This is a genomic window from Pseudomonas sp. PvP025, assembly GCF_017832155.1.
In the GTDB taxonomy this organism is placed as follows: Bacteria; Pseudomonadota; Gammaproteobacteria; order Pseudomonadales; family Pseudomonadaceae; genus Aquipseudomonas.
The window spans coordinates 3,276,438-3,302,479 of sequence record NZ_JAFIBJ010000001.1; the positions used below are offsets into that span (position 1 = coordinate 3,276,438).

Sequence of the window (26,042 nt, forward strand, 5' to 3'; positions counted from 1 at the left end):
AGCAACACCGCTTATTCCACGTCGGTGCGACTCTTAAAATACTCCAAAATACCCGCTTGGGATTTATCGATCACCTGCAGTCTTCGCTGGGCCGTGTCGACTCGCTCAGAGAGCCCCGCGGCGCCCTCGGGTGCGTCCTTCAACGGCAAGTAGGATTTAAAGAAAACTTCGCATTTTTCGGCCAACTCACACGTTATAGCCTCACTGCGATCCAGTAACTCCTCAAGTTGAGTCATTCGTTGGAGGGGGTCGGCTGACCAGTCAGTAGAAGGAAGCCAGCCTTTTTCGAAGCTTCCAAGTTGCAAAGCCATCGCAGTATTCGTCGAAGCAAATGCTGCGACTTGCAAGCTGTCCATTTTGCTGTACAGCGCTTTGGTTTCTGCATCCAGCTCTTTGGTGGCCCCTGTCTCTTTCGGGGCCTTGACTAAGGAAGGGTCAACGATCGACTTGGTGCCGGGGGCTTGTGGCGAAAGCGGAATTGGCAGGTAGGAAGCTTTGATACTCTCGCCCCACGAGGTAGAAGCGCCATAGGCACCGACGCTGATAGGTGCCGAAACCAAGCCGCTGATTGCAGCGTTGGTGGCTGCTTCCGCTGCAACATTTTTGATACCAGGCGATTTGGGAATCACTCCGGTTTTGACCAGTTTTTCCGCATCCATCATGCGCTGGGTTAGTTCGGCCATGTTTTTAGTCAGTAGCGTTTGCGAACCCTCAGCAGGTTTGCTGGCTGCGGATTTTTTTTTCCACTTGGCAAACGCATTACTCGCTGAAACAGTGACCTGACCCACTGGCGGCGCGACATCACCCTTCACCGCTGTTTCCATACTCCTGGCGACGTTGCCCTTCTTGTCGAGAGGCCGACCAACAGGATCTACGAGATACTGATCTTTGTTAACCGGCCTGTTTTGCTTATCGATCAAGTGATGCTGATCATTGATAGCGTACCCCTGGGCATTAATGCGCTGATTAAACTCATTGATTAAATGACCCGAGGCATTAATCGGTTTGCCCTGCACGTTAAGCGTTTGCCCCAGCGCATTTTTTTTAACCGCCGGACTTGCATGCCTCTGATTAACACTGGCACTGCGCGGTTTAACGACAGGGTTATCACCAGTTCGCGTCCCCGAAAAACTAGCGCTCCTTGTATTTACTACCGGAGCGGCAGGAGGCCTCGGAATAAAAGCCGGCATAACCAGGGACACAGACGAACCAATTTTAGCCATTGAAATCACCTCTATATAAAATTTAAGTTTTCATTAAGAGATCTCCCTGCTCTCGATTATTGAGTGGACCCTTGCCAGCATCGAGTTCCATGAGCCTTCAAAATTACAGCCTATTTCCTACAAGCGTTAAACAGCATTCGCCAATCGCACAGTAACTAACATTAGACAAGTCCTACGCAACCAGAAAAAATACACACTTAGTCAAACCTAACAGCTCAACCAAACTTAACTGAAGGTCTCTAAAACTCAGGCTTATATAGGCCTTGCCAATCCATATTTGTGCAGTTTTCGATACAATGTATTACGACTTAGGCCCAAGTATTTCGCCGTGTGACTTATGTGCCAACGCTGTAGTTTAAGGGCATTAAGCAGCGTAAGACGCTCGGCATCGCCTAAAGGTGAATACCCTACGCCGTCCAGTGATCCCGAGTGCGGCGTGAGTTGGCCAATCGCCTTGGGCAAATCTTCCAGCCCCACACGCCCGCAATCACACAGTGCTACCAACCCGCGTAACACCGTACTTAACTGCCGCACATTGCCAGGCCAGGTGTAAGACAGCAGCGCTTGGCGGGCTGCGACGTCCAGCATGACCTCTTGTTCCGCCGCTTCCCGAGCCAGCAGAAAGTCCAGCAACTGTGATTTGTCACTCCGCTCGCGCAACGGCGGCAAGGCGATCTCCAAGCCATTTAGGCGATAATAGAGATCTTCACGGAAGGTTGCGTCGGCAACTCGCGCCAGCAAATCCCGATGGGTCGCACTGATGATTCGCACATCGACCGCCAGTGGCTCGCCGCCAATGGGCACCACCATACGGTCGTCCAGTACTCTTAACAGACGGGTTTGCAACGCCAGCGGCATGTCGCCGATTTCGTCGAGGAACAGCGTGCCGCCGTCGGCCTGCTGCAACTTGCCTTGCATGCCTTCCTTCCGCGCGCCGGTAAAGCTGCCGCCGCAATAGCCGAACAGCTCACTCTCGATAAGGCTCTCTGGAATGGCGGCGCAGTTGAGCGCCACGAAGGGTTTGTCAGCACGCTGGCTGGCGTGGTGCACAGCTTTGGCGAATGCTTCTTTGCCAGAACCGGTTTCGCCATTGATCAATATCGGCACGTCACGCTCGAATACGCGCAACGCTTTGCGGAAATCGTTTTGCAGGTTCGGATCGCCCATGCAGATACCGGACAAACGCGATGGCGCAGGCGCAGACTTGGCGACTGCCGTGGGCGGGCTGCATGCCTGCCCACGCAACGCGGCGAACAGATGCCGCCCATCACATGTGCGCAGTGGCCAACTGGCAGTGGCATTGGCGCTTGCGCGCCCAAGCAATTGGTCAAGCGTACAGTCGAACAGCGCTTCCACAGGGTGCCCGAGCAAACCGCCGCGAGCATGCCCCAGCAGGTTCAGGGCACTTTGATTGGCCGCGCAGATACGCCCATCGCCATCGAACGCCAACAGCCCCTCACTGAACAGGCCCACTGACTCGGCCTGCAGATGAAAGCGCAGCAACCAGTGATGCTCAAAATGACGCAGGAAGTAACAGCTCTCGATCATCTTGGCCGACAGGTTCACCAGCGCCATCGTGTGAAACTGGCTCTGACGCGACACGGCTTCACGCGCCGATGACACATCCAGCACCGCGAGCAATTCGCCATGGGGGTCGAACACCGGGCTCGCCGAGCAGGTCAGGCCGGTGTGACGGCCACGAAAATGCTCATCGCGGTGAATCGTTACGGACTGGCGCTCCACCAGGCAAGTGCCGATGCCATTGGTGCCTTCGCACGCCTCGCTCCAATCAGCACCGAGCCACAGTCCGGCGCGCTCGAAAATCCTGCGCTCGGACGGCGCAGTGACACAGTTGAGGATCACCCCGCGCGCATCGGTGAGCAGCACCGCGTGACCGGCGCCGGAGAGTTGCTGGTGCAGGCTGTTCATCTCGCTGCCGGCGATGTGCAGCACCTGTTGCAGGCGCTCGCGGCTTTCCTGCAAGCGGCCGTGTTCGAGCACGGTGGGGGCGATAGTCTGAGCAGGGTCGAGGTGGTAGTCCTCCAGGCAGCGCAGCCAGGAGCGCGCGATGGAAGGATCGCTGGACGGGTCGCGGCCATGGGCCACGGTGATGACTTGTCGGGCATGGCGGCTGAAATGATCGTTGCGCATTTTTTATTGTTCTCCCTGCGTGAGAACGGCCAGCATCCCCCAGCCATCCAGCCAATGCAATCGCGCGCCCATGGGGTGTACCGTTTATGGCACAAACTGTCACTTCGACTGTACCGCCTGCGTGACAGCAACGGTTTGCAACAAACGCCAACCCCTTGATTTACCTGACCTGCCACGCGCTGGCCCGACCTTTGCTCTACGCTTTATCACGCGCAACATCGCTGTACTCCAATAAACATAAAAGTCAGGAGATACCCACCATGCGTTACGCACACCCCGGCACCGAAGGCGCCATCGTTTCGTTCAAGGCCAAATACGGCAACTACATCGGCGGCGAATTCGTGGCGCCGGTCGACGGCAACTATTTCACCAACACCTCGCCGGTCAACGGCAAACCGATCGCCGACTTTCCGCGCTCCACCGCCAAAGACATCGACAAGGCGCTGGACGCCGCCCATGCCGCCGCTGACGCCTGGGGCAAAACCTCGGCCCAGGACCGCTCGCTGGTGCTGCTGAAAATCGCCGACCGCATCGAACAGAACCTTGAACTGCTGGCCATCACTGAAACCTGGGACAACGGCAAGGCCGTGCGTGAAACCCTCAACGCCGACATTCCGCTGGCCGCCGACCACTTCCGCTACTTCGCCGGCTGCATCCGCGCGCAGGAAGGCAGCAGCGCCGAAATCAACGAACACACCGCCGCCTATCACTTCCATGAACCGTTGGGCGTGGTCGGGCAGATCATCCCGTGGAACTTCCCGCTGCTGATGGCCGCCTGGAAACTCGCGCCGGCCCTGGCCGCCGGTAACTGCGTGGTGCTCAAGCCCGCCGAACAAACACCGCTGGGCATCAACGTGCTGATGGAGCTGATCGGCGACCTGCTGCCACCGGGCGTGCTGAACGTGGTGCACGGCTTCGGCAAGGAAGCCGGCGAAGCCCTGGCCACCAGCAAGCGCATCGCCAAGATCGCCTTTACCGGCTCCACGCCGGTGGGCTCGCACATCATGCATGCGGCGGCCGAGAACATCATTCCGTCCACCGTCGAGCTGGGTGGCAAGTCGCCGAATATCTTCTTTGCCGACATCATGAAGGCCGAGCCACAATTCATCGAGAAAGCCGCTGAAGGCCTGGTGCTGGCGTTCTTCAACCAGGGCGAGGTGTGCACCTGCCCATCGCGCGCGCTGGTGGAAGAGTCGATCTACGACGACTTCATGAAAGTAGTGATGAAAAAGGTCGAGTCGATCAAACGTGGCGACCCGCTGGACACCGACACCATGGTCGGCGCCCAGGCATCCGAGCAACAGTTCGACAAGATTCTGTCCTACCTGGAAATCGCCAAGGGCGAAGGCGCCGAGCTGCTGACCGGTGGCAAGGTGGAGAAACTGGCGGGAGACATGGCCGGCGGCTATTACATCCAGCCGACCCTGCTCAAGGGCACCAACAAGATGCGTGTGTTCCAGGAAGAAATCTTCGGCCCGGTGGTGAGCATCACCACCTTCAAGGACGAAGCCGAAGCCCTGGCAATTGCCAACGACACCGAGTTTGGCCTGGGCGCTGGCCTGTGGACTCGCGATATCAACCGCGCGTATCGCATGGGCCGCGCGATCAAGGCGGGCCGTGTGTGGACCAACTGCTACCACCTGTACCCGGCGCATGCGGCATTCGGTGGTTACAAAAAGTCCGGCGTGGGCCGTGAGACCCACAAGATGATGTTGGATCACTACCAGCAGACCAAGAACTTGCTGGTGAGCTACGACATTAATCCGCTGGGCTTCTTCTGATTTTCTGACTGCAATGCAAGCCCCTGTGGGAGGGGATTTGCTCCCGATTGCAGTGTGTCAGCCACTCTGTGTGCCACTGACCCACCGCTATCGGGAGCAAGCCCCCTCCCACACTTGGATCTCCACAGGTACTTGCGATGTGTATTCGGCCTATATAGGCCGAGTTAAAAACAATAAGAATGGAAGGTACTTCCTCATGTCCAGCGAACCCACTCGCTCCTCCGTCGACTTCGAAAACGTCGACAGCGACTACTTCCAACAACGCGAACTGAAAAAAGGCGCCGCCGGCTGGGTGCTGCTGGTCGGCCTGGGCGTTGCCTACGTGATTTCCGGCGACTACGCCGGCTGGAATTTCGGCCTGGCCCAGGGTGGCTGGGGCGGCATGTTTCTCGCCACGTTGCTGATGGCCACCATGTACCTGTGCATGTGTTTTTCCCTGGCCGAGCTGTCGTCCATGATTCCTACCGCCGGTGGCGGCTACGGCTTTGCCCGCAGTGCCTTCGGACCCTGGGGCGGGTTCCTTACGGGCACCGCCATCCTTATCGAATACGCCATTGCCCCCGCCGCCATCGCGGTGTTTATCGGCGCCTATTGCGAGTCGCTGTTCGGCATTGGCGGCTGGATGATTTATCTGGCGTACTACATCCTCTTTATCGGCATCCATATCTTCGGCGTGGGCGAAGCGCTGAAGCTGATGTTTGTGATCACCGCCGTCGCCGCCATTGCCCTGGGCGTGTTTCTGGTATCGATGGTGCCGCACTTCAGTGTCGCCAACCTGCTGGACATGCCGGTGACCGAAGCGCGAGGCGCCAGCAGCTTCCTGCCGTTCGGCTACGTCGGCGTGTGGGCTGCGATCCCTTATGCCATCTGGTTTTTCCTTGCGGTGGAAGGCGTGCCGCTGGCCGCCGAAGAAACCCGCAACCCCAAGCGCGACCTGCCGCGCGGCCTGATCGGCGCCATTGTGGTGCTCACCAGTTTTGCCTTGTTGATTCTGGTGATTGCGCCGGGCGGCGCCGGCACCTATGCGCTGGTCAAATCCGGCAACCCGCTGGTTGAGGCGCTGGCCCTGGCGTACGGCGGTTCGACCTGGATGGGCAGCTTCGTCAACCTGGTCGGGCTGGCAGGACTGATCGCGAGCTTTTTCTCGATCATCTATGCCTATTCCCGGCAGATTTTTGCCTTGTCCCGTGCCGGCTACCTGCCGCGCAAGTTGTCCGAGACCAACAAGAGCAAGGCGCCGGTACTGGCGCTGGTGATCCCCGGCATCATCGGCTTTGGCCTGTCGCTGACCGGCCAGGGCGACTTGCTGATCCTGGTGGCCGTGTTTGGCGCGACCATTTCCTACGTGCTGATGATGGCCGCACACATCACCCTGCGCATTCGCCGCCCCAAAATGGACCGTCCGTACCGCACGCCGGGCGGCATCTTCACCTCGGGCGTGGCGCTGGTACTGGCCTGCGTGGCCGTGGTGGCGGGCTTTCTGGTGGATCCACGGGTGGTGATTGGCGCCGCGATCATCTATGGAGTATTAATTGCTTACTTTGCTTTCTACAGCCGGCATCACTTGGTAGCAGGCACGCCCGAAGAAGAATTCGCGGCGATCCAGGCCGCAGAGGCCGCCTTGCACTGAGCTGCCGTAAACCTCGACGCGGGCGCTGCCTGCGTCGCCAAGGAGACACTGTATGGCAAGTTTTTCCCACGCGGTGGGTGCGCAAACCTACCGCTTCGACAGCCTCAAGGACGTGATGGCCAAGGCCAGCCCGGCCCGTTCCGGTGACGTCCTCGCAGGCGTCGCCGCGCAGAACGACGGTGAACGGGTCGCGGCGCAAATGGCCCTGGCGAACATCCCGCTCAAGCACTTCCTCGAAGAAGCGCTGATCCCGTATGAACGCGACGAAGTCACCCGGCTGATCATCGATACCCACGACAAACAAGCCTTTGCCGTGGTCAGCCACCTGACCGTGGGCGGCCTGCGCGACTGGCTGCTCAGCGATGCAGCCGACGAACATTCCCTACGCGCCCTGGCGCCCGGGCTGACACCGGAAATGGCCGCGGCGGTCTCCAAGATCATGCGCGTGCAGGACCTGGTGCTGGTGGCGCAGAAGATCCGCGTGGTCACCCGCTTTCGCGGCACCATGGGCCTGCGCGGGCGCCTGTCGACGCGCCTGCAACCCAACCACCCCACCGACGAACCGGCGGGCATCGCCGCGAGCATCCTCGACGGCCTGCTCTACGGCAACGGCGACGCCATGATCGGCATCAATCCGGCCACCGACAGCACCGCCTCGATCTGCGCCATGCTGGAGATGCTCGACGCAATCATCCAGCGCTACGAAATCCCCACCCAGGCCTGCGTGCTGACCCACGTCACCACCTCCATCGAGGCGATCAACCGTGGCGTACCGCTGGACCTGGTGTTTCAGTCGATTGCCGGCACCGAGGCGGCCAACGCCAGCTTCGGCATCAGCCTGAGCGTGCTGCAGGAAGGTTACGACGCAGGCTTGAGCCTCAAGCGCGGCCCCCTGGGCCAGAACCTGATGTATTTCGAAACCGGCCAGGGCAGTGCGTTGTCCGCCAACGCGCACTTTGGCGTCGACCAGCAAACCTGCGAAACCCGCGCCTATGCGGTGGCGCGGCATTTCAAGCCGTTTCTGGTCAACACCGTGGTCGGCTTTATCGGGCCCGAGTACCTGTACAACGGCAAGCAGATCATCCGCGCCGGCCTTGAAGACCACTTCTGCGGCAAGTTGCTCGGCGTGCCCATGGGCTGCGACATCTGCTACACCAACCACGCCGAAGCCGACCAGGACGACATGGACACCCTGCTGACCCTGCTGGGCGTGGCCGGGATCAACTTCATCATGGGCATCCCCGGCTCCGACGACATCATGCTCAACTACCAGACCACCTCGTTCCACGATGCCTTGTACGCACGCCAAACATTAGGTTTAAAGCCAGCGCCGGAATTCGAACAGTGGCTGGCCAAAATGGGCATCTTTACCCAGGCCGATGGCAAGGTGCAGTTTGGCAACAGCCTGCCACCGGCGTTCCGCCACGCCCTGGCGCAACTCGGATGAAGGAGCCACCCGTGTCACTCGACCTGCCTGACAACCCGTGGCTGCAATTGCGCCGCCTCACCCCGGCACGCATCGCTCTGGGCCGCACCGGCACCAGCCTGCCCACCAGTGCGCAACTGGACTTCCAATTCGCCCACGCCCAGGCGCGGGATGCGGTGCACCTGCCCTTCGATCACGCAGGTTTGAGCAGCCAACTGGCCGAACGCGGCCGCGACAGCCTGTTGCTGCACAGCGCCGCCGCCGACCGCCACAGCTACCTGCAACGGCCGGACCTGGGTCGACGTTTAAGTGATGAGTCGGCCCAACACCTGCGCGACTACGCCGCAGCGAATCCCGGCGGCGTGGACCTGGCGGTGGTGGTGGCCGATGGTTTGTCGGCGCTGGCGGTGCATAAACATACGCTGCCGTTTCTGACGCGCATGGAAGAACAGACCCACGTCGAGGGGTGGTCCCTGTCGCCGGTTATTCTGGTGGAGCAGGGCCGCGTGGCCGTGGCGGATGAAATCGGCCAGTTGCTCGGCGCCAAAATGACGGTGATCCTGATCGGCGAGCGGCCAGGGCTCAGCTCGCCGGATAGCCTGGGCCTGTATTTCACCTACAACCCCAAGGTGGGCCTCAACGACGCCAATCGCAACTGCATTTCCAACGTGCGCCTGGAAGGCCTCAGCTACGGCATGGCGGCCCATCGCCTGCTTTACTTGATGCGAGAGGCGTGTCGCCGGCAGCTGTCGGGGGTCAATCTCAAGGACGAGGCGCAAGTGCAAACCCTCGAATCCGACGATCCCGACCTGATGAAAGGAAACTTCCTGCTTAGCCCGCCCAGCGACTGATCGCGGCACGATTGCGCTTTTTCGCGTCGTTAGGCAGCATCAAGTCACGGCCGCTCCTGTGGTCATATCCTTTGGAAGTTGAGGCCTGGCATGCGGATTACTCAAGCGACCCTGGAACACCTGGACCTGTTGACCCCGCTGTTCGTCAAATACCGTGAATTCTACGGCGCGCTGCCGTTTCCGGATTTGTCGCGGGACTTTCTGGAAAAGCGCCTGCGCCGTAAAGAGTCGGTGATTTACCTGGCGCTGGCCGATGACGACGACAAGCGGTTGCTGGGGTTCTGCCAGCTGTACCCGAGCTTTTCCTCTCTGTCGCTCAAGCGCGTGTGGATCCTCAACGACATCTATGTGGCCGAGGATGCGCGCCGGCAACTGGTGGCCGACAACCTGATGCGCACCGCGAAGAAAATGGCCAGGGAAACCCACGCGGTGCGGCTGCGGGTGTCGACCAGCAGTGACAATGAAGTGGCGCAGAAAACCTATGAGTCGATCGGCTTTCGCGAAGACACCGAGTTCAAGAATTACGTTCTGCCGATCAACCAAGACTGACGCCAAAGCCTCTCGCAGCGCCAATGTGGGTGCCTATCCCACATTGGCAACCACGACACGCCCCGCTACAAAAGCAGCACGCTTTTCAACGCTCAATCCGTATAATGCGGACCTTTCCAGGGTTGTAAGAAATGCGACAGTCACTTGTAGCCTTATTGCCCGAGCCTCCGCAGAGGCCTGCCGAGTCGGGCCGTTCACACAGGTGCCATCCATGGATTTCAACCCGCTTGACCTGATCCTGCATCTCGACGTTTACCTCGACATGCTGGTAACCAACTACGGTCCGTGGATTTACGCCATTCTGTTCCTGGTCATTTTTTGCGAAACGGGCCTGGTGGTCATGCCCTTCCTGCCGGGTGATTCCCTGCTGTTTATCGCTGGCGCCGTCGCCGCCGGGGGCGGCATGGACCCGGTACTGCTCGGCGGCCTGTTGATGCTGGCCGCGATCCTCGGCGACAGCACCAACTATGTCATCGGGCGAACCGCCGGAGAACGCCTGTTCAGCAACCCGAACTCGAAGATCTTCCGCCGCGACTACCTGCAAAAAACCCATGACTTCTACGACAGGCACGGCGGCAAAACCGTGACCCTGGCGCGCTTCCTGCCGATCCTGCGCACCTTTGCGCCGTTTGTGGCCGGCATCGCCAAAATGCCCTACCCGCGTTTCTTCGGGTTCAGCGTGCTGGGCACCATTCTCTGGGTCGGTGGCCTGGTGACCCTGGGCTACTTCTTCGGCAACGTGCCGTTTATCAAGAAGAACCTGTCGCTGCTGGTGGTGTTCATCATCCTGCTGTCGCTGGTGCCGATGATCATTGGCGTGTTCCGCAGCCGTTTCGGTCGCGCTTCCTCCGAAGCCAAGCCGCAGTAACCGGCCATGTGGTCCCTCAGCGCCTGGCGTCGCCGGCGCCTGCTGGCCCGGCACCCGATCGCCGATGACACCTGGCAGCGGGTGCGCAGCCACCTGACCTTCCTCGACGGCCTCACCGCCGAACAGGATCAGTGGTTGCGCGAAGCCTGCATCCTCTTCCTTGCCGACAAACACCTCACCGCCCTGCCCGGCGTCGACCTGCACCAGGAGCAACGACTGCTGCTCGCCGCCCAGGCGCAGTTGCCGCTGATGAACCTGGGCGATCTCGACTGGTATCAAGGCTTCCACGAAATCGTGCTGTACCCCGACGACTTCCTCAGCCCCCAGCGCCATCGCGATGCCAGCGGCGTGGAGCATGAGTGGGACGGCGAGCACAGTGGCGAAGCCTGGCAACAGGGCCCGGTGATTCTCGCCTGGCCCGGGGTGCTGGCCAGCGGCAATTGGGAAGGCTACAACCTGGTGATTCACGAGCTCGCCCACAAGCTCGATATGCTCACCGGCGACGCCAACGGCCTGCCGCCGCTGCACAAGAATATGCGCGTGCAGGAATGGGCCAGCGTGATGCAAGACGCCTTCGATGACCTCAATCGCCAACTGGATGCCGATCCCGACATCGAGACGGTCATTGATCCCTATGCAGCGGAAAACCCGGCGGAGTTCTTTGCCGTCACCAGCGAATATTTTTTCAGTGCCCCGGATTTGCTGGTCGACAGTTATCCACAGGTGTACACCCAACTCAGCCGCTTTTATCGCCAGGATCCCCTGGCCCGCCTGCGCCACCTGCAAGCCCACGACCCGCGCTACCAGCCGCCGGTTGAATGACCGTACGACGTCTGGCGCATGGCATCGGCGTCAGAATATGCCTATAATCGCCGCCACTTTTAGGCCAATCCGGCCATGTTCAATGGCCAACTACGGGGGCAACGCCCAATGAGCTACAGCAAGATTCCGGCTGGCAAAGACCTGCCGAACGACATCTACGTCGCCATCGAAATTCCGGCCAACCACGCGCCGATCAAATACGAAATCGACAAAGACAGCGACTGCCTGTTCGTTGACCGTTTCATGGCCACCCCGATGTTCTACCCGGCCAACTACGGTTTCATCCCCAACACCCTGGCCGACGACGGTGATCCCCTCGACGTGCTGGTCGTGACCCCTTACCCGGTTACGCCAGGCTCGGTTATCCGCGCCCGCCCGGTCGGCATCCTGAACATGACCGACGACGGCGGCGGCGACGCCAAGGTGATCGCGGTGCCACACGACAAGCTGTCCCAGCTGTACGTGGACGTGAAGGAATACACCGACCTGCCACCGCTGTTGCTGGAGCAGATCAAACACTTCTTCGAGAACTACAAAGACCTCGAAAAAGGCAAATGGGTGAAGATCGAAGGTTGGGGCAACGCAGACGCCGCCCGCGCCGAGATCATGAAGTCGGTGGCTGCCTACAAAGGCTGATCCCTGATTTTCATTGCCTCGCTCATAAAAAGCCCCGATCACTCGGGGCTTTTCTATGGGCGCACCTAAACGTCAAGTTCAACTAACAACAAACAGAGTTTAGCAAACCGATAAAGTTGAAAAATCAGGCCACAACTAAGTAAAAACCTACAGGCGCAATTCAACGCATGGTTTATTTGATTGGTTTTCTTGGCCAGTAAACTCTGCGTTTATGAATACATCAGGTGATCGTTTAAAAGCACTATTAAGGGAAGTTCATCTTTCCGCCTCCGACTTCGCCAAGAACCGCGGCGTCACGCCCCAGCACGTGAACAACTGGTTCAAACGCGGCGTGCCCATGGGCCGACTCAACGAGATCGCAGAGCTGTTATGCGTCTCCAGCCGTTGGCTGCGCACTGGCAAAGGCTCCAAACACCCACCGGCCAACTTCCTGCTGGAAGGCCCGGGAACCACGAAAGGACTCACCTACGTCCGCGAGGAAAGCGGAAAATACCTCACAGGCCCAGCCTGTCTCCCGGAAAAACTCGACGTGGAACTCCCCCTCCACCCCACGTTCACCTCCACCGAGCGCATCCGCGTCTCCCTGCACACCCTTGACGCCCTCAACGTAAACCCCGACCGTGCGGTAGGCGCCTACATGGTCGACAACAGCATGATCGACATCATCCAGCAAGGCGCTACCCTCGCCATCGACCGAGGCCGCACCCAAATCATCAACGGCGAAATCTACGCCGTGGAGCATGACGGCATGCTGCGCATCAAATACCTCTACAACCGGCCCGGCGGCGGATTGCGAATGCGCAGCCACAATGCCGCCGAGCATCCGGATGAATACCTCACCTACGATGAGCGCTTCGAACAGAACTTCCTGATCGTGGGCTGGGTATTCTGGTGGTCCACCCTGAATAACCGCCGCCCACCAGTGCCGCTCGACGATCACTTATTAGGCTGGGAAGGCTCTAAATCGGATCCTGAGGTGGGCAACTGAGGTGAATGTGGGTATCATCCGCCGCACATTTGGCAGGGGGTGGCTTTGCGCTATCTATCCTGCCCGGCGATGCGGAGGAGTTCCCGCGGATGCCCCGACTATTCAGCCCGACTCGATGTGGGCTGAGCGATTTGAAGGCTGGTGAGGTTTGTCAGAAGCAAGCCGAAGCAGTCAGCGAGAAGCCGGCCACAAGCCGGCTTTTTAATTGTCCGAAATAATCCTACCTTGTCTTTTAGATCTCCTGATAGCTTAGCTACGTCGGGGGTTTCAGCTATTCCTTTGTCCGATGCTGCTCGATCAGATTCGACTTTATCCGACAATTACGTGGGGGGACAGGTGGGGGGACAGCGGGCGTCTACAGGAGAAGAACATGGGTAAGCTTAATCCGAAACAGGTCGAAAACCTGACAGAACCTGGCACCTACGAAGATGGCGACGGATTGCGCCTTGTTGTGAAAGCAACAGGACGAAAATCGTGGCTGTTGCGTTTCCAACTGGCAGGTCGTCGACGGGAAATGGGGCTCGGCGCATTCCCCGAAGTCAGCCTCAAGAAAGCCAGGCTCGATGCCAGTGCTAAACGCACCCAACTAAGCGATGGCATCGATCCGCTCGCAGCTCGCGACATCGAGCGCGCAACGCAACGCGAAGCACAGCGCGCCAGCGAAGCAAAAAAACTCACATTTGAGATGCTTGCGACTGAGTACCGCGATGCTCACGGTGCCGCATGGTCTGATAAATGGCGCAAGGGCTGGCTTCGTAAGCTGGAGCTGTATGCATTTGGGCATATCGGCAAACTCGCAACTGAACACATCGACACAGCTCAAATTCTCAAGGTGCTGCAACCCATCTGGGGAATCAAGACCCGAACCGCTGATGAAGTCCGTGGGCAGATCGAGCAAGTCTTAGATGCCGCTAAATCTCGGGGGCTGAGAACGGGCGAGAACCCTGCTCGATGGCGTGGACATCTTGAAAATCTCTTGAGCCGGGCCGAGAAGAAGAAAGCACGCAAGCGTGAGCATTTTGAGGCGCTTCATTGGCGGGACGTCCCATTACTCATGACGAAGCTCAGAGGAATTGACACCGCACCTTCTAAGGCTGCTCAACTGCTTATCCTGACCAGTGCGCGCGCGCACATGGTTAGATTTGCCCGATGGGATGAATTTGATCTAGATGCAGCAGTATGGTGTCTGCCAGCCGAGCGGATGAAAATGAGGGTCGCTTTCACCATTCCGTTAGCGGAGGAAGTTTTAGACCTGGTTCGTAGCATTCCGAGAGTGGCAGGCAGCCCGTATCTGTTCCCAGGACAAGGTAAGACAGGGGTTATGCATGCAAATGCGATACGCACGCTTTTGCACGGTATGGAGTACGAACACGTCACCCGACACGGATTCAGATCATCCTTTCGGGATTGGGCAGGCGAGTGTACGCATTACGCACGTGAAGTTTGTGAAATGGCCCTCGCACATGATGAGCGAGACCAGACTGAGGGGGCATATTCTCGTTCGGATTATTTGGACAGGCGCCGCTTGTTGATGAGTGAGTGGGCAGGGTTCGTAATTCAGACGAGAAAGGAGGCGGCTGGAACCCCCCTACTTGAATACACAAAATCTGATGAGACACAAAAATGAGCAATCAATTAACTATCGAGATAACCGAGATAGAAGAAACAATAGCCGGAATGATTGCAGTTCATTTTGGAGACTTTCCAAATACAATCGTGCACGACCTACAGGACAAGGTTAACAAGTGCGTGATCGTTGATTTCGGCACTCCTCCAGGTTTGTTCACAGATGAAGTCAAACGCCTCCCTATACGCCAGCAGAGCTGCCTGACTGCCTTGACATATTGGTATCTTGCAGTAAAACAGAGAGACGCGGAAAACGTAGCTGATGCTTGGAAATTTTTGTGCAAAAGTAGCTATTTCATTGGCCTAACGGACGGTAGAGAGGAGCCTAGAGTGGTAGCAGCAGCCAGAGGTCGCTCAGAGAAAAGCCAATGGAAGAAACTTCAGGTTGCTAATCTCATTTCCGGAAGCAGACCTGTAGACGGCTGGAAAACCGAACGAGATGCAGCAAACTCTATTCTAGAGGAAGTAATCAGCCTTAACAAAAAGCTTGAAATGAACTTAACAAAATCGCGACTAGGCAATCTAATTACGGGCTGGATGAAAGAAGACGGCTCTGTCGTGAGAGACGCCTTCCTAGGTACCTACGTTAACGACTCAGACTGAACCGACGCTTCGGTGAATTTCGACGCGGGCGCCCGCCTGAGACCTTATTAATTTTGGGCTTTCCGCTTTTACCAAAACATCGCCCCCCCTGCGAGATCACCATTCGCACAAATAAATCGACCTTAGTAAGATATGCCGCCGCCGTGGTTAAGCCATTCCTCAAGTCCAAATCATCATGACCAATCATTCCAATACCTAGAATGCCACGCGCCTTATACTCAGCCTTGTTGGCATTACAATTATAGTAAATTCCTTTCCCATCAGTGACACAGTTAGACCAATGATCCCCTACAGCCTTAGCGATGACTATATCTTGATGACTCTTAGCCCCATCAAAAAACAGCAAAAAGTGATAATGATAGGTTTTATCCAGCCCATACTCAAGCTTCCAAGCATAGCCCACGATAGCAGGGGACATCTTCAGCCTAAAATATTTTAGCAAGTCCTCTCTATGCTTTTTAGCGTCCTCGTAGCCAACGCTAAGCAATCCCGCAGGAGCGCAATATTTATTTCTATACCCCAAATCCAGGCGAACGACCAACAGCCTTGAGTACCGATCAAAAAGAGCGTCGATCAGATCTCGCAGCCCTTTAAAAGCCTTGTTAGCAGCACGCTTGAAACCATTCAATTTCATTTGAACGGATTCGCCCTTCACTTCAGCGAGTAGATTCTCAACAAACTCATGCATGATGGCGTTGTCATCTTTGGATAAATCAACATAGCAGCGCGTACTGAGTTGATCAACAACTCCCTTTTCCACTTTAAAAAAAGCATTCACCACCGGATTGAACTGATGATATGGGAATACGCTCTTCACAAGGCCTGGATCTATTCCAGTCACGCTCAGCACTGCCGCTTCCAACGCAGCACACCGTGCGCTTTTCTTGATCGTTGAAAGGCGCGGCAGGAATAACGGCTTTCCATACCTCACCACAGACTCAATCACATTAACGATACGTCTTAGATCAGCGCTATGCTCCCCGTGATCAGTGACGATGTGCACCGGTACACCATCGTTTTCAGCATAAATGAAAGCCTCATATTCAAGCATCTGCTCAAGGCTCAGATCCACATCAAACTCCATAACTACCACCCGATCTAACAGACTTCAGAGTACCTGCCATTTAACTATCTCTTAGGCATAAGCAATCATATTGCCTTACAAGTACTTCCTTAATAACATAGATACCAATACTCAAGCATCGCCAAAACATCGTACTTTACGGGCAACAATGTCGCGACACCTAAGAAAACACGGGCAACCCAGACAAGCTGATAATATAAGTTAGATCCCCGCTAGCTCTCCAACTTCAGCTATTTACTCAACCAGTCACTTAACCATTTTTGCACATCCGCTTCCAACCAGCCCACAGCGCTCCCTCCCATTTTGAATGGTTTAGGGAACGTCTCGTCGTAACGCTTCGACCCAGGATTAATACGGTCGTAAATAGTAGAGCGAGAAAGGCCCAAGCAGGCGCACAATTGCTTCATCCGGAGGACTTTTACGCCCATACTAGAATATTCCTGCATATCAGATACCTCGTAACTTCGTCTTGTGACGTAACGTACGATCTCTCAAGCCCACAGTCATTACGTTTACTTCTGGTAAAAAATTCCCTGCAAACGCTGGTTTGGGGGAGGCCACTAGCATGACGGGATCACTTCGGGTTCGTCACGCTCAACCCAGCAAGCAATATCCACATGGGGACACCAGCAAGAAAGCAGCAGCTGCTCGACTCCACCGTTAAACTTCGAGCGTTTTTAACCCATGAAATATATCTCGACATGGTCTAGACAAGGATTCAGTAGTAGCGTATCACGCGCCTGTGTGCGCACGCGCGGCGCCTTGAAAAGTTGGTTCCCGTGAGAGGAATATTGGTTCCTTTTGCTTAGAGAACCAACATTTAAACCATGCCAGGTCATATCGAGAAAAAGCGACCATAAGCCGTTTCAATCAAAAAACATGCTTTATGGCAATGCCAAGGAAATAACAATATTCGATTCGAAACTTTTAGAAACTCACATCATTGCTTTGACAAATCCCACTAGGAGCTTACCGATGTCATCGCAATGCCCAGCATGCAATTCAACCAAAATCGCATCACTTAAAACCGCAATGAAAATCGGCGCAACCGCCGGGGCAGTTGGCGGCATAGCACGAGGAGCCAGCGCCGCCTTAGCTGGTGGCCAATTCGGCGCCGCCATGGGCTCAACCCTAGGACCGCTGGGGTTGGCGTTAGGCGCTTTCTCGGGCGTAATCCTGGGTGGCCTGGTGGGTGGCGTAGGCGGATGTGCGCTAGGCGCCCAGCTAGGTGAAAAACTGGATCGTCACGTTTTGGCAAATAACCTCTGCCTGATCTGCGGGCACCGCTTCAACCTCCCAACTTCTTCGCCCCGCCCACTCCGCTAACAAACACACCCGTTGATGCTGCGCAGAGCGCAGCACTTTATGCCACCTCACGCCTTTAGGAATTTGAACCATGGCTCATCTCATAGAAACAATGGCCTACGCTGGCGCCACCCCGTGGCATGGCTTGGGTAATCAGCTCTCCCCAAAGCAACCAATCGAAGTCTGGCAACGCGAAGCCGGAATGGACTGGCAGATCCAAGAAAGCGCAGTTCATTTCAAATCAGATGCTGTCGGCCACCTGAGCGCCATCCACAGCTTCCCAGAACAAAAGGTGCTATATCGCTCCGACACAAAAGCGCCTCTGTCAGTCGTCTCGCAGCGTTATCACACGGTACAACCTAGGGATGTTCTGGAGTTTTACCGTGATCTCACCGAGGTCTCCGGCTACGAGCTGGAAACCGCTGGCGTATTGAAGGGTGGTCGCAAGTTTTGGGCACTAGCACGTACCGGTCAGCGGACAGCACTACAGGACAATGATCGGGTCAACGGCTACTTGCTTCTGGCCACTTCCTGTGACGGTACACTGGCGACCACAGCAACGCCGACCACCGTTCGCGTAGTATGCAATAACACGCTGGCCATCGCGCTGGATGGCAATACGCACGCAATCAAAGTGCCTCACAACACGCGCTTTGACCCCGATACAGTGAAAAAGCAGCTCGGCATAGCCGTATCAGGCTGGGACGAATTCATGTACCGCATGCGCCATCTCGCTGAACGCAAAGTGCAGTGGCATGAAGCTCTGGGCTACTTCATGAGCGTGCTGTGCGACACGTCACCAAGCGACAACCTCCCAGAGCAACTGCCCAACCAACGAGCGCTGCGTAAGGTACAGGAACTTTACGAGGGCCGTGGTCGAGGCAGCCAGCTCGCATCTGCGCGAGGTACTGCATGGGGCCTACTCAATGCAGTCACGGAGTTTGTCGATCACGAGCGTCGAGCACGCAGCACCGCATACCGAATGGACTCTGCATGGTTTGGCCAAGGCGCGCAGATAAAACAACGCGCCCTAGATCAGGCCATTCAGCTTGCTGCGTGACATTAAAGCCTCAAGCGCATAGCGCCCAGCCAGCTATACAGCGGACCGGGTATTTTTATTTGATGAAAGCCAACTCGTTGAGTGATCCCCAGGCGGCTCACATAGCGCTACGCCTGATAGCCACTGAACCCCCGGCATTACAAGGAGGCTTAGGACTTGCAGCTGAGCCGTTCTACTAGCTGCTCGATGATGCCCACAACAAGCTCACGATCCTGCTCTCCAATCCTCGCGAGCAAGTCGTAAACACGCCGTGCCTGGTCCTCAGGTCGCGAGCTCCCTTCAGTAAGTAGATCAGCCGCTTCACAACCGAACACGTTTGAGAGCTCGACCAAACGTTCAATATTCGGCATTACGACTCCACGTTCGATTCGAGAGACCGCCTCAACGCCAATCCCAAGCGCCTCGGCTACCTGCTCCTGCTTCAACTCACAATGAATTCGCTGGCGAGCAATCGCCTGCCCCACACGCACCCTCAATTGCTTTGATTCGGTTGTCGTCATGCCACCCTCCAGTCCGACCTGGATGGTTGGGCATCAACCTATTGACATGAAGGACCTATAAAAACGAGACTCAACCTTAAAGGTTGATTATCGACCTTCTAATGCCCATTTCTACCCGCAGGGAGCTCTAAATATGAATGTCGTAAGCGGTCTGGATGAAGCGGCGGTCGAAGGCCTTGTAAGGTCACAGGCCACTTTTGAGGTCATCGGCCTTAGGGGGAATTTCAAGGCAGGCATCAAGATGGTCGAGACTAGAATTGAAAGCCTGGGAATGAAATGCCGGGTGAAAAGCGATACCAAAAGCGCATTAGCTCAAGGTGGAGCGTTTGGCGCGGTACTAGGCATATTGTCTGCCCCCGTGACGATAGCCGCAGGCGTAATCGGCACGGCAGCTTGCGTAGGCCATGCTCTGTCGACTTACGACCCTGATTACGAGATCCTCAAGGACTACATCAACAAGAAGCTGATTGTCCGCTACAAGAAGTAATCGGACTCACTTCATCGAAATCTGCCCGAATAATCATCTACGTAAATACCCGAACTTCAAAAGGAAGCGGCTATGACAAGCCATTTGCGAAAAGCATTAATTGCGATATCGATATTTTTTGCATGGACTACCGCAAGCGCACAAGTAGATTACGGACACATGTACTCCCCGAACCTACCCAACGAAATCAGCATGGAAGGCCTGCCCTACGCTATACCTTGCGCAAAGGCTAAGAATCAGTACGGAGCGGATTTTTATCGATGCACTTGGTTTACACTCCCAAGAAACATCACTAAATGGAGTGCAGAGCAACAACGAAACATTACATTTAGCAACCAACTTAGCGGTAATTGCAGGAGAGGCAAATGCTTTGTAGCAAACGAGTCTGGAGTTTACGGAATTTATAATCAAGACATAAGCTTCAGTATCTCTATCTACTATTACATCTATGAAAGCAAAGACGGATACCCAATTGCATACTTATTAAGCGGCGGTCCTGACAAGAACAAAAGAACAGTTACTTACGCGGAAGCTAAAACAACTCTCAAAGACTTTCTGCTGGATCGAGGTATAAATCAGAGCACCATCAAAGACATGATCGACAAATACGACCTAGATACACTCCATGACTCAACAGTTGATGACACTCCAGAACCTTCTGACCAACCACTCACCAAACCCACCAAAAATATAGTGGTCACAAAAGCATGGTGCAACCCTCGCGCTGATGATGAATGTACAATTAATGATAAAAAGGTGCCCAAGGCAGATCTTAAACAGTATCTACCTGAAATTTACGAGATGGAAGTGCTGAACGCTGGTGGCTACTGTGAGTACCCGATTTGTTATAACAGCAGCGACGAACCTGTTGGAATTCGATAGTTTCGGATCGACGAGGCGTGTGGGGCCACGGATCCACACGCTGTGCTACGAACGAACGGCTCCAGATGACAGTTTCGCAAACGCGTTGATCGACGGATGCCAAATACACCATTTGCGAACCCATTCACTCAATTTGCGCCTTACTCAATTCCCAGCTCTCTCCTAGCACGACGCCATCACCTCCTTCCCTCCAATGCCTATAGACGCCTCCATGCACACAGCGTAGTTTGACCTTGCCGCACCGCGTCAGAATTGGGCTCACAACAAACAAAGATGGGCTTCAGTACGCGCGGCACTTATCGCGCGTCTGGCTTTCTCGAAAAAAAAGGAAGAGAGAAATGATCGAGTCAATACGTCTTGCCAATATCGCCACCTACGGGGGTACACCAGAAGCGATAACCGACCTGAAGGAGATAAATTTCTTCTACGGCGCCAACGGTGCGGGCAAGACTAGTATCAGCCGTCTAATCAATGACCCTTCAATTTCACCAACCTCTCAGGTCACGTGGCGCCGAAATACTCCGATTCAGGCTTTGGTGTACAACAATGAGTTTATTGAGAAGAACTTCACCTCGGTAGTGGACCTCAAGGGGGTCTTTACTTTAGGCGAGGCGGAACAATCACATATTGATCAAATAGCCGCCGCTAAAACTGCATTAACCAAACTGACCGCCCTTCGAGACAGACATCAAGAAACCCTAACCGGTACAAATGGCACCAGTGGAAAGAAAGCTGAAATTACAGCTCTTGAAGCCGATCTAAAGGAAAAATGCTGGGCCCGGAAGCGAGAACACGATGCCGCCTTCCAAGGCGCATTCACGGGACTGAGGAATAACTCGGACAACTTCAAGACCAGAGTATTGACTGAATATAAATCCAACACGTCGGATTTGGTCGATATTGAGGTACTTAAAGAAAAGGCAAAACTTCTGTATGGCGATGCGCCCGAATTCGTAACCATTATCCCCTCTATAGTTGTCAATACACTTATCGAGCTGGAAAGCGCCGCTATTCTGAAGAAGAAAGTCTTGGGGAAAAGTGATGTTGATATAGCTTCTATGATTGAAAAACTCAACAATAGTGACTGGGTCCGCCAAGGTGTAAAATACTTCAAAGAAAATGAAGACAACTGTCCATTCTGCCAACAAAAAACCTCTAAAGACTTTGAGCACAGCCTTAACGAGTACTTCGACCAATCTTTCGAAGCTGATACAACCGCCGTTAACACGCTACAAAGCTCTTACAACTCTAGTGCAGAGTCCTTAAATCAGCAGGCAGCTCGCATTATAGAACTAAAATCGACCTTTATTGACCAAGAAAAACTTGAGCTTCAACTCGAACTGCTAAGCTCCCTTATCACCATCAACCAGCAGAGAATTGAAGGTAAAAAAACCGAGCCAAGCTCCAGCGTCGAATTAGAACCGATCGAGGAAATAACAATTGATTTAGCAAAAATTATCGATGCTGCCAACAACAAAATCGCCGAACAGAACAGAATTGTTGCGAGCTTCACGACTGAACAGAAAAAACTAACCAATCAAATTTGGAAGTATCTTCTTGAAGTAGAACTTAAGGATGCCTTGGCGGACTATGACAAGAAAAAAGATTCGTTGATTAAAGCGACATCGGCGCTTGAAGCACAAGTTGAAAAGGTAAACACAGAAATCAGAGACAAAGATACAGAGATTAAGGAGCTTGAAAAAACAACGACAAGCATACAGCCCACGGTAACGGCAATTAACCATTTACTGAAAAGTTTTGGCTTTAAAGGGTTTTCACTAGCAGTAGCCTCTACCGGAAGTTCCTACAAGTTGGTCCGCGCTGATGGTACTGACGCCAAAAATACTCTCAGCGAAGGGGAGAAAACCTTTGTAACCTTCTTATATTTTTATCACCTGCTGAAGGGGAGCCCCACCACTAGTGGAATGACAACCGATCGCATTGTGGTAATAGACGATCCAGTATCAAGCCTTGACAGCGATATTCTTTTCATCGTTGGCAGCCTTATAAAAAAACTATTCACCGAAATCAAGGACAACACTGGAAATCTGAAACAAATATTCGTGCTTACCCACAATGTCTATTTTCACAAAGAAATCACGTTTAACCAAGATCGTCGTGCAGTTGCGCTTCGGTATGAAAGCTTCTGGATTGTACGAAAGCCAGGAATGCACTCGACGGTAGAGCGATGCCCCACGAACCCAATAAAAACCTCCTACGAACTGCTATGGTCTGAGCTAAAAAAACCTGTAATACAAAACCTCACCATACAAAACACTTTGCGTAGAATCCTGGAAAACTATTTTAAAATTCTTGGCGGCATTGATCTCAATAATTTGTATGAACACTTTGAGGGGGAGGAAATGATTCATTGCAAATCTTTAATCTCCTGGGTCAACGACGGCTCCCATTTCAGCCACGACGATCTGTACGTTGCAATTGAAGAACCCATGGTTGCGAGTTATACCAAAATCTTCTTCAAAATATTCAAAGTTACAAAACAGCTACCGCATTACGAAATGATGATGGGTGATCACTATATCGACTTGGACCCAGAAAACGTCGCGCCTATCATAGTTGCAGTTGTAACGGTCGAGCCCGAACCAACGATAGTTGATACAGCACAAGCCATCCAGATCATCCAGGAAAGCGCACCCAGCGACCCTGTTTTATCCGCAGCCAGGTCGAGAACCATTCCCCCACCCGCCCCGGTTGATGAAGATCTACCATTTTGATCTGACTGAATTTAGCAGTCCAAATTTACCGCCATATTTAAAGTGCTCGATTGACCCAATGTAATCGAGCACATTTTACAATCACAACCTTAACTTGGTCGGTCTAGCCAAACACTCCGACTGAGATAGCTCCACTCAATACACTCCGACTCAAAGTTGTGCGATTTTTTTCAACGCATTGGCTAGGGTCTCGGAGCCTTCAATGGCATTTTTCTCAAACAGCATCATATAGCGATAACCAACCTGTGAAACTTTAGCCTCCCAGAGTTTCCCAAGCTTAAGTTTGGCAGCGCTGTCCGAGTTATCCCGATCATCACCTTTAGTCTCAAGAATTATTATCTTTCCAGACTTTAGTTTAATTACGAAGTCCGGATAATGGTTGATGAACCCATTTATTCGAAAACCCTTACCTCTGGACAGATTACGATGCCACCATTGAACGCTCTCTAAATTTGCTACAGCTTCGATAACACGGGCCTCAAATTGACCAATCGACGCTTCTGTAGTGTAAAGACTCTTCGGGAGTGATGGGGCATTGGCAGAGGGGATGATAAATTCGGGTATAGTGAAGGTAGGTCGTACTTTGATTTTATCCAAATCTAGCATGTCACAGAAAACCGTCTGCGCATGCGCGGTGGCTAGCTGCTCAATTTTGACCTTAATCTTACGAGCATAAGCTACATCACGATCAAGACAGTCGCGAATCTGCTCTGGCGTAAAGCTTTCGATAATTCGAGAAACGTATTTGCGTAGCTCTGGGTCCGTTATCGGCCACATATTACCGATCAGACCAGCAAGACGAGCCGCTACGTCACGAATCTGGCTTTCACGAGACAGTGAAACAATCAAGTCGTTAAATTTTTGGCGCCCAGCTGCGTCGACTTTAAAGGGTTTGGGGGCGTAGTCACCCTCTCCCGACTGCTCAAGATCGACTCGATAAACTTCGGCTACTACGTCTTCAAAACTGATTGTAGCGTCCGCCGTGTCCAATCGAAAATCTTGCAGCAGCTCATCACGCTCAAGTAGCTGCATTTCATCTTGTTCAGAAAACCATCCACCGTTTGCAACTTCCACAAAAAACTGCGGTAGTTGCAAAGAGAGTGCGTCCTCTTTGAAAATCTCTTTGAGTTTGTGCCGATTCACCTTTTCCTCCAGCTCGACCGGCACGTCACTAGCTACCGCTGCCTTGGCCTCGAATTCTTTATTTTCTATCGTCGCTTGTTTCTTGAGGACCTCTACAAAGGCAACAGACGCACTGCCTGCTGAGGGCGTTACAGACGTTGTCTCCGGGTCTTTCGCGGCGACCAGTGGAACCTCAGGCCAGTCCTCATCTAACTCATTGCTCTGCGGCTGATCTTCCGAATTGGTCGTACTCATTGTTGGGGACTGCTCTGAGCCTATAGAAGGCTGATAGAACTCGAAGATATCGGAAGTAGATGGAGCCGGTGCCAGACTTGGAGCGGCATTCAGGATGTCAGCTGAACGGTAGTCTTTATTCGAAAACCCACTTCGATTCAAAGCCTTGACAACACTTTGAAGAGTGTCCGAAAAGCGATTGCTGGCCGTAAAAACATAAGACAAATTTAATAGATCATGGCCATGTTGTTGCACGTGAGGCATACGGAGCACACGACCTAGAATCTGCTCCACATCTACCGCAGAGGTCTTATCTGCAAGCGAGGCCAGGATGTAAGCGAATGGGCAATCCCAGCCCTCTTTGAGAGCGTTAATTGTAATGATGTAACGGACAGCGCAATCGCGGCTCATCAAATCAAGGCCTTTCAGCTCATTCAACTCAGCCGTTTTTATCTTGATTTGATCCTCTGGAATTCCAGCTTTCACTAACTGTTCGCGGACTTTTTCGAAGGTGGTTTTATCTTCCCCTGTCCGAGGCTGTGCTTGAAATAGCACTATCGGGCGAATGTATTTTCCGCCCGTTTTTTCCTGTTCAAGCGCAAATTGTTCGAGCTGACGACGCAGTATTACCGCGCTCTCAATAACATCAGTTCTGCTCCCCCGATTGGCTACAATCACAGGCAATTTAACCATATGCTGCTTCTTAAGAGCCATAGCATCTACGTAGCTGATTATATTGCTATTATTGCGAGGCGTAGCAGTCAGGTCAAAAATGAAATGCGGGTTCAAATTAACCAGCATCTCCACCGACAAGTCGGTCTCTGCGTTATGACTTTCATCCACCACCACTACAGGTTTCAGTCCCCTGATAACATTTATCAAAGATGAAGCGTCGTGATCAGGCAGCAACCAGTCGGCGTCATGACCGTCAGTAAGAAAGGAGGCTAAGTAGCCATTATCTTGATAGATCTTTCTAGCTTCTTTATTTTTCGCCCGCAAACTATCAAACGACATCACAACTATGGACAGTTGCTCTTTTACCGTATCAGCAGAAAACCCAGCACCCATCAACAAATCGGCCCGCTCGTAGATAGCGACTCGATTCCTGAATAAAAGATTGAGGCGCTGGCGATAAGGGTGATGAGGATCTGTTAGATTTTCAATTGTCTGATCAAGTATAGTTAACGTAGGTACTAGCCAAACCACTACTTGAGGCCGAGTAGGATGTTTAGTAGCAAGAGCATCAAAAATGCTTTTTAAGGCATTTACGGCAATGTATGTTTTACCGCCCGCTGTTGGTACTTTTGCGCAAACGTGTGGAACTCCAGGTACGTTATTTTTGTAGGGCTCAGCAGCAATACCCTTTTGTTTCCAATAATCTGTAAAGGACGCACGCAAGTCTTTAGACTCAGACAAAATACCTAGATACTCTGTCAAGTCCGAAATAACTTTATTTTGATAATCTTTAAGTTCCATTTT

At 53.8% G+C, this 26,042-nt stretch carries 22 protein-coding genes; 16 read left to right on the forward strand and 6 right to left on the reverse strand.

Annotation, left to right across the window (positions count from 1 at the left end; genetic code table 11):
* Nucleotides 1-11: 11 nt before the first annotated feature.
* Nucleotides 12-1,223 carry a hypothetical protein gene (locus JOE32_RS13990; protein ID WP_245229027.1) on the reverse strand — a complete coding sequence of 404 codons (1,212 nt, stop codon included), beginning with the start codon at nucleotides 1,221-1,223 and terminating at the stop codon, nucleotides 12-14.
* Nucleotides 1,224-1,475: 252 nt separating this feature from the next.
* Nucleotides 1,476-3,374, reverse strand: a complete 1,899-nt coding sequence (locus tag JOE32_RS13995; RefSeq protein ID WP_209985233.1) for a sigma-54-dependent Fis family transcriptional regulator — start codon at nucleotides 3,372-3,374, stop codon at nucleotides 1,476-1,478.
* A gap of 260 nt (nucleotides 3,375-3,634) precedes the next feature.
* On the opposite strand from JOE32_RS13995, the gene JOE32_RS14000 reads away from it, so the two are divergent.
* The 11 genes from JOE32_RS14000 to JOE32_RS14050 all read left to right on the forward strand — a co-directional run bounded on the left by JOE32_RS14000 (nucleotide 3,635) and on the right by JOE32_RS14050 (nucleotide 15,154).
* Nucleotides 3,635-5,155: an aldehyde dehydrogenase family protein gene (locus JOE32_RS14000; protein WP_209985236.1), complete on the forward strand. Its 1,521-nt coding sequence runs from the start codon at nucleotides 3,635-3,637 to the stop codon at nucleotides 5,153-5,155.
* A 196-nt stretch (nucleotides 5,156-5,351) separates the two neighbouring features.
* The gene (eat, locus tag JOE32_RS14005) at nucleotides 5,352-6,785 is read left to right on the forward strand and encodes an ethanolamine permease (protein WP_209985239.1); all 1,434 of its coding nucleotides are present in this window, start codon (nucleotides 5,352-5,354) and stop codon (nucleotides 6,783-6,785) included.
* A 52-nt stretch (nucleotides 6,786-6,837) separates the two neighbouring features.
* Nucleotides 6,838-8,232, forward strand: coding sequence for an ethanolamine ammonia-lyase subunit EutB (locus JOE32_RS14010; protein ID WP_209985242.1), 1,395 nt, complete (start codon nucleotides 6,838-6,840; stop codon nucleotides 8,230-8,232).
* Nucleotides 8,229-9,062, forward strand: coding sequence for an ethanolamine ammonia-lyase subunit EutC (eutC, locus tag JOE32_RS14015; protein WP_209985245.1), 834 nt, complete (start codon nucleotides 8,229-8,231; stop codon nucleotides 9,060-9,062). Before JOE32_RS14010 ends, eutC begins: the two co-directional genes overlap by 4 nt.
* A gap of 90 nt (nucleotides 9,063-9,152) precedes the next feature.
* Entirely contained in the window at nucleotides 9,153-9,611 is a 459-nt protein-coding gene (locus JOE32_RS14020) for a GNAT family N-acetyltransferase (RefSeq protein ID WP_209985249.1), read from the forward strand.
* A gap of 211 nt (nucleotides 9,612-9,822) precedes the next feature.
* Entirely contained in the window at nucleotides 9,823-10,479 is a 657-nt protein-coding gene (locus tag JOE32_RS14025) for a DedA family protein (protein ID WP_209985252.1), read from the forward strand.
* A gap of 6 nt (nucleotides 10,480-10,485) precedes the next feature.
* Nucleotides 10,486-11,301, forward strand: a complete 816-nt coding sequence (locus tag JOE32_RS14030; protein WP_209985255.1) for a zinc-dependent peptidase — start codon at nucleotides 10,486-10,488, stop codon at nucleotides 11,299-11,301.
* Nucleotides 11,302-11,409: 108 nt separating this feature from the next.
* Nucleotides 11,410-11,937 carry an inorganic diphosphatase gene (gene ppa, locus JOE32_RS14035; protein ID WP_003237090.1) on the forward strand — a complete coding sequence of 176 codons (528 nt, stop codon included), beginning with the start codon at nucleotides 11,410-11,412 and terminating at the stop codon, nucleotides 11,935-11,937.
* A gap of 211 nt (nucleotides 11,938-12,148) precedes the next feature.
* Nucleotides 12,149-12,925, forward strand: a complete 777-nt coding sequence (locus JOE32_RS14040; RefSeq protein WP_209985258.1) for a helix-turn-helix transcriptional regulator — start codon at nucleotides 12,149-12,151, stop codon at nucleotides 12,923-12,925.
* A gap of 370 nt (nucleotides 12,926-13,295) precedes the next feature.
* Nucleotides 13,296-14,552 carry an integrase arm-type DNA-binding domain-containing protein gene (locus tag JOE32_RS14045; RefSeq protein ID WP_209985261.1) on the forward strand — a complete coding sequence of 419 codons (1,257 nt, stop codon included), beginning with the start codon at nucleotides 13,296-13,298 and terminating at the stop codon, nucleotides 14,550-14,552.
* Complete coding sequence (locus tag JOE32_RS14050) at nucleotides 14,549-15,154, forward strand: hypothetical protein (protein ID WP_209985265.1); 606 nt, start codon at nucleotides 14,549-14,551, stop codon at nucleotides 15,152-15,154. The genes JOE32_RS14045 and JOE32_RS14050 overlap by 4 nt, the downstream gene beginning before the upstream one ends.
* Here JOE32_RS14050 and JOE32_RS14055 read toward each other — a convergent pair.
* The gene (locus JOE32_RS14055; protein ID WP_209985267.1) at nucleotides 15,138-16,238 is read right to left on the reverse strand and encodes an inovirus-type Gp2 protein; all 1,101 of its coding nucleotides are present in this window, start codon (nucleotides 16,236-16,238) and stop codon (nucleotides 15,138-15,140) included. The genes JOE32_RS14050 and JOE32_RS14055 overlap by 17 nt on opposite strands.
* 230 nt (nucleotides 16,239-16,468) lie before the next feature.
* Entirely contained in the window at nucleotides 16,469-16,684 is a 216-nt protein-coding gene (locus JOE32_RS14060; protein ID WP_024670256.1) for an AlpA family phage regulatory protein, read from the reverse strand.
* Nucleotides 16,685-17,213: 529 nt separating this feature from the next.
* On the opposite strand from JOE32_RS14060, the gene JOE32_RS25025 reads away from it, so the two are divergent.
* On the forward strand, nucleotides 17,214-17,564 hold the full coding sequence (locus tag JOE32_RS25025; protein ID WP_080268117.1) for a hypothetical protein: 351 nt from the start codon (nucleotides 17,214-17,216) through the stop codon (nucleotides 17,562-17,564).
* A gap of 70 nt (nucleotides 17,565-17,634) precedes the next feature.
* Nucleotides 17,635-18,603, forward strand: a complete 969-nt coding sequence (locus JOE32_RS14065) for a DUF932 domain-containing protein (protein ID WP_209985271.1) — start codon at nucleotides 17,635-17,637, stop codon at nucleotides 18,601-18,603.
* Nucleotides 18,604-18,752: 149 nt separating this feature from the next.
* On the opposite strand, the gene JOE32_RS14070 is transcribed toward JOE32_RS14065, so the two are convergent.
* Complete coding sequence (locus JOE32_RS14070) at nucleotides 18,753-19,103, reverse strand: helix-turn-helix transcriptional regulator (RefSeq protein ID WP_209985274.1); 351 nt, start codon at nucleotides 19,101-19,103, stop codon at nucleotides 18,753-18,755.
* Nucleotides 19,104-19,236: 133 nt separating this feature from the next.
* Between JOE32_RS14070 and JOE32_RS14075 the strand changes: the two genes are divergently transcribed.
* The 3 genes from JOE32_RS14075 (at nucleotide 19,237) to JOE32_RS14085 (ending at nucleotide 23,207) form a co-directional block, all read left to right on the forward strand.
* Complete coding sequence (locus tag JOE32_RS14075) at nucleotides 19,237-19,590, forward strand: hypothetical protein (protein ID WP_209985277.1); 354 nt, start codon at nucleotides 19,237-19,239, stop codon at nucleotides 19,588-19,590.
* A gap of 192 nt (nucleotides 19,591-19,782) precedes the next feature.
* Entirely contained in the window at nucleotides 19,783-20,472 is a 690-nt protein-coding gene (locus JOE32_RS14080) for a hypothetical protein (protein ID WP_245229028.1), read from the forward strand.
* 338 nt (nucleotides 20,473-20,810) lie between these two features.
* Nucleotides 20,811-23,207, forward strand: a complete 2,397-nt coding sequence (locus JOE32_RS14085; RefSeq protein WP_209985280.1) for an AAA family ATPase — start codon at nucleotides 20,811-20,813, stop codon at nucleotides 23,205-23,207.
* A 150-nt stretch (nucleotides 23,208-23,357) separates the two neighbouring features.
* On the opposite strand, the gene JOE32_RS14090 is transcribed toward JOE32_RS14085, so the two are convergent.
* Nucleotides 23,358-26,039: a DEAD/DEAH box helicase family protein gene (locus JOE32_RS14090; RefSeq protein WP_209985283.1), complete on the reverse strand. Its 2,682-nt coding sequence runs from the start codon at nucleotides 26,037-26,039 to the stop codon at nucleotides 23,358-23,360.
* Between the last annotated feature and the right edge of the window lie 3 nt (nucleotides 26,040-26,042).

Excerpts from the sequence above, each read along its gene's own strand:
- JOE32_RS13995 (WP_209985233.1), bottom strand. The coding sequence starts at position 3,374 with ATGCGCAACGATCATTTCAGCCGCCATGCCCGACAAGTCATCACCGTG.
- JOE32_RS14080 (WP_245229028.1), top strand. The coding sequence starts at position 19,783 with ATGGAAGGCCTGCCCTACGCTATACCTTGCGCAAAGGCTAAGAATCAG.
- JOE32_RS14010 (WP_209985242.1), top strand. The coding sequence starts at position 6,838 with ATGGCAAGTTTTTCCCACGCGGTGGGTGCGCAAACCTACCGCTTCGAC.
- JOE32_RS14000 (WP_209985236.1), top strand. The coding sequence starts at position 3,635 with ATGCGTTACGCACACCCCGGCACCGAAGGCGCCATCGTTTCGTTCAAG.
- ppa (WP_003237090.1), top strand. The coding sequence starts at position 11,410 with ATGAGCTACAGCAAGATTCCGGCTGGCAAAGACCTGCCGAACGACATC.
- JOE32_RS14070 (WP_209985274.1), bottom strand. The coding sequence starts at position 19,103 with ATGACGACAACCGAATCAAAGCAATTGAGGGTGCGTGTGGGGCAGGCG.
- JOE32_RS14060 (WP_024670256.1), bottom strand. The coding sequence starts at position 16,684 with ATGCAGGAATATTCTAGTATGGGCGTAAAAGTCCTCCGGATGAAGCAA.
- JOE32_RS14050 (WP_209985265.1), top strand. The coding sequence starts at position 14,549 with ATGAGCAATCAATTAACTATCGAGATAACCGAGATAGAAGAAACAATA.
- JOE32_RS14085 (WP_209985280.1), top strand. The coding sequence starts at position 20,811 with ATGATCGAGTCAATACGTCTTGCCAATATCGCCACCTACGGGGGTACA.
- JOE32_RS14030 (WP_209985255.1), top strand. The coding sequence starts at position 10,486 with ATGTGGTCCCTCAGCGCCTGGCGTCGCCGGCGCCTGCTGGCCCGGCAC.
- JOE32_RS14040 (WP_209985258.1), top strand. The coding sequence starts at position 12,149 with ATGAATACATCAGGTGATCGTTTAAAAGCACTATTAAGGGAAGTTCAT.
- JOE32_RS14075 (WP_209985277.1), top strand. The coding sequence starts at position 19,237 with ATGAATGTCGTAAGCGGTCTGGATGAAGCGGCGGTCGAAGGCCTTGTA.
- eat (WP_209985239.1), top strand. The coding sequence starts at position 5,352 with ATGTCCAGCGAACCCACTCGCTCCTCCGTCGACTTCGAAAACGTCGAC.
- eutC (WP_209985245.1), top strand. The coding sequence starts at position 8,229 with ATGAAGGAGCCACCCGTGTCACTCGACCTGCCTGACAACCCGTGGCTG.
- JOE32_RS25025 (WP_080268117.1), top strand. The coding sequence starts at position 17,214 with ATGTCATCGCAATGCCCAGCATGCAATTCAACCAAAATCGCATCACTT.
- JOE32_RS14045 (WP_209985261.1), top strand. The coding sequence starts at position 13,296 with ATGGGTAAGCTTAATCCGAAACAGGTCGAAAACCTGACAGAACCTGGC.
- JOE32_RS13990 (WP_245229027.1), bottom strand. The coding sequence starts at position 1,223 with ATGGCTAAAATTGGTTCGTCTGTGTCCCTGGTTATGCCGGCTTTTATT.
- JOE32_RS14020 (WP_209985249.1), top strand. The coding sequence starts at position 9,153 with ATGCGGATTACTCAAGCGACCCTGGAACACCTGGACCTGTTGACCCCG.
- JOE32_RS14065 (WP_209985271.1), top strand. The coding sequence starts at position 17,635 with ATGGCTCATCTCATAGAAACAATGGCCTACGCTGGCGCCACCCCGTGG.
- JOE32_RS14025 (WP_209985252.1), top strand. The coding sequence starts at position 9,823 with ATGGATTTCAACCCGCTTGACCTGATCCTGCATCTCGACGTTTACCTC.
- JOE32_RS14090 (WP_209985283.1), bottom strand. The coding sequence starts at position 26,039 with ATGGAACTTAAAGATTATCAAAATAAAGTTATTTCGGACTTGACAGAG.
- JOE32_RS14055 (WP_209985267.1), bottom strand. The coding sequence starts at position 16,238 with ATGGAGTTTGATGTGGATCTGAGCCTTGAGCAGATGCTTGAATATGAG.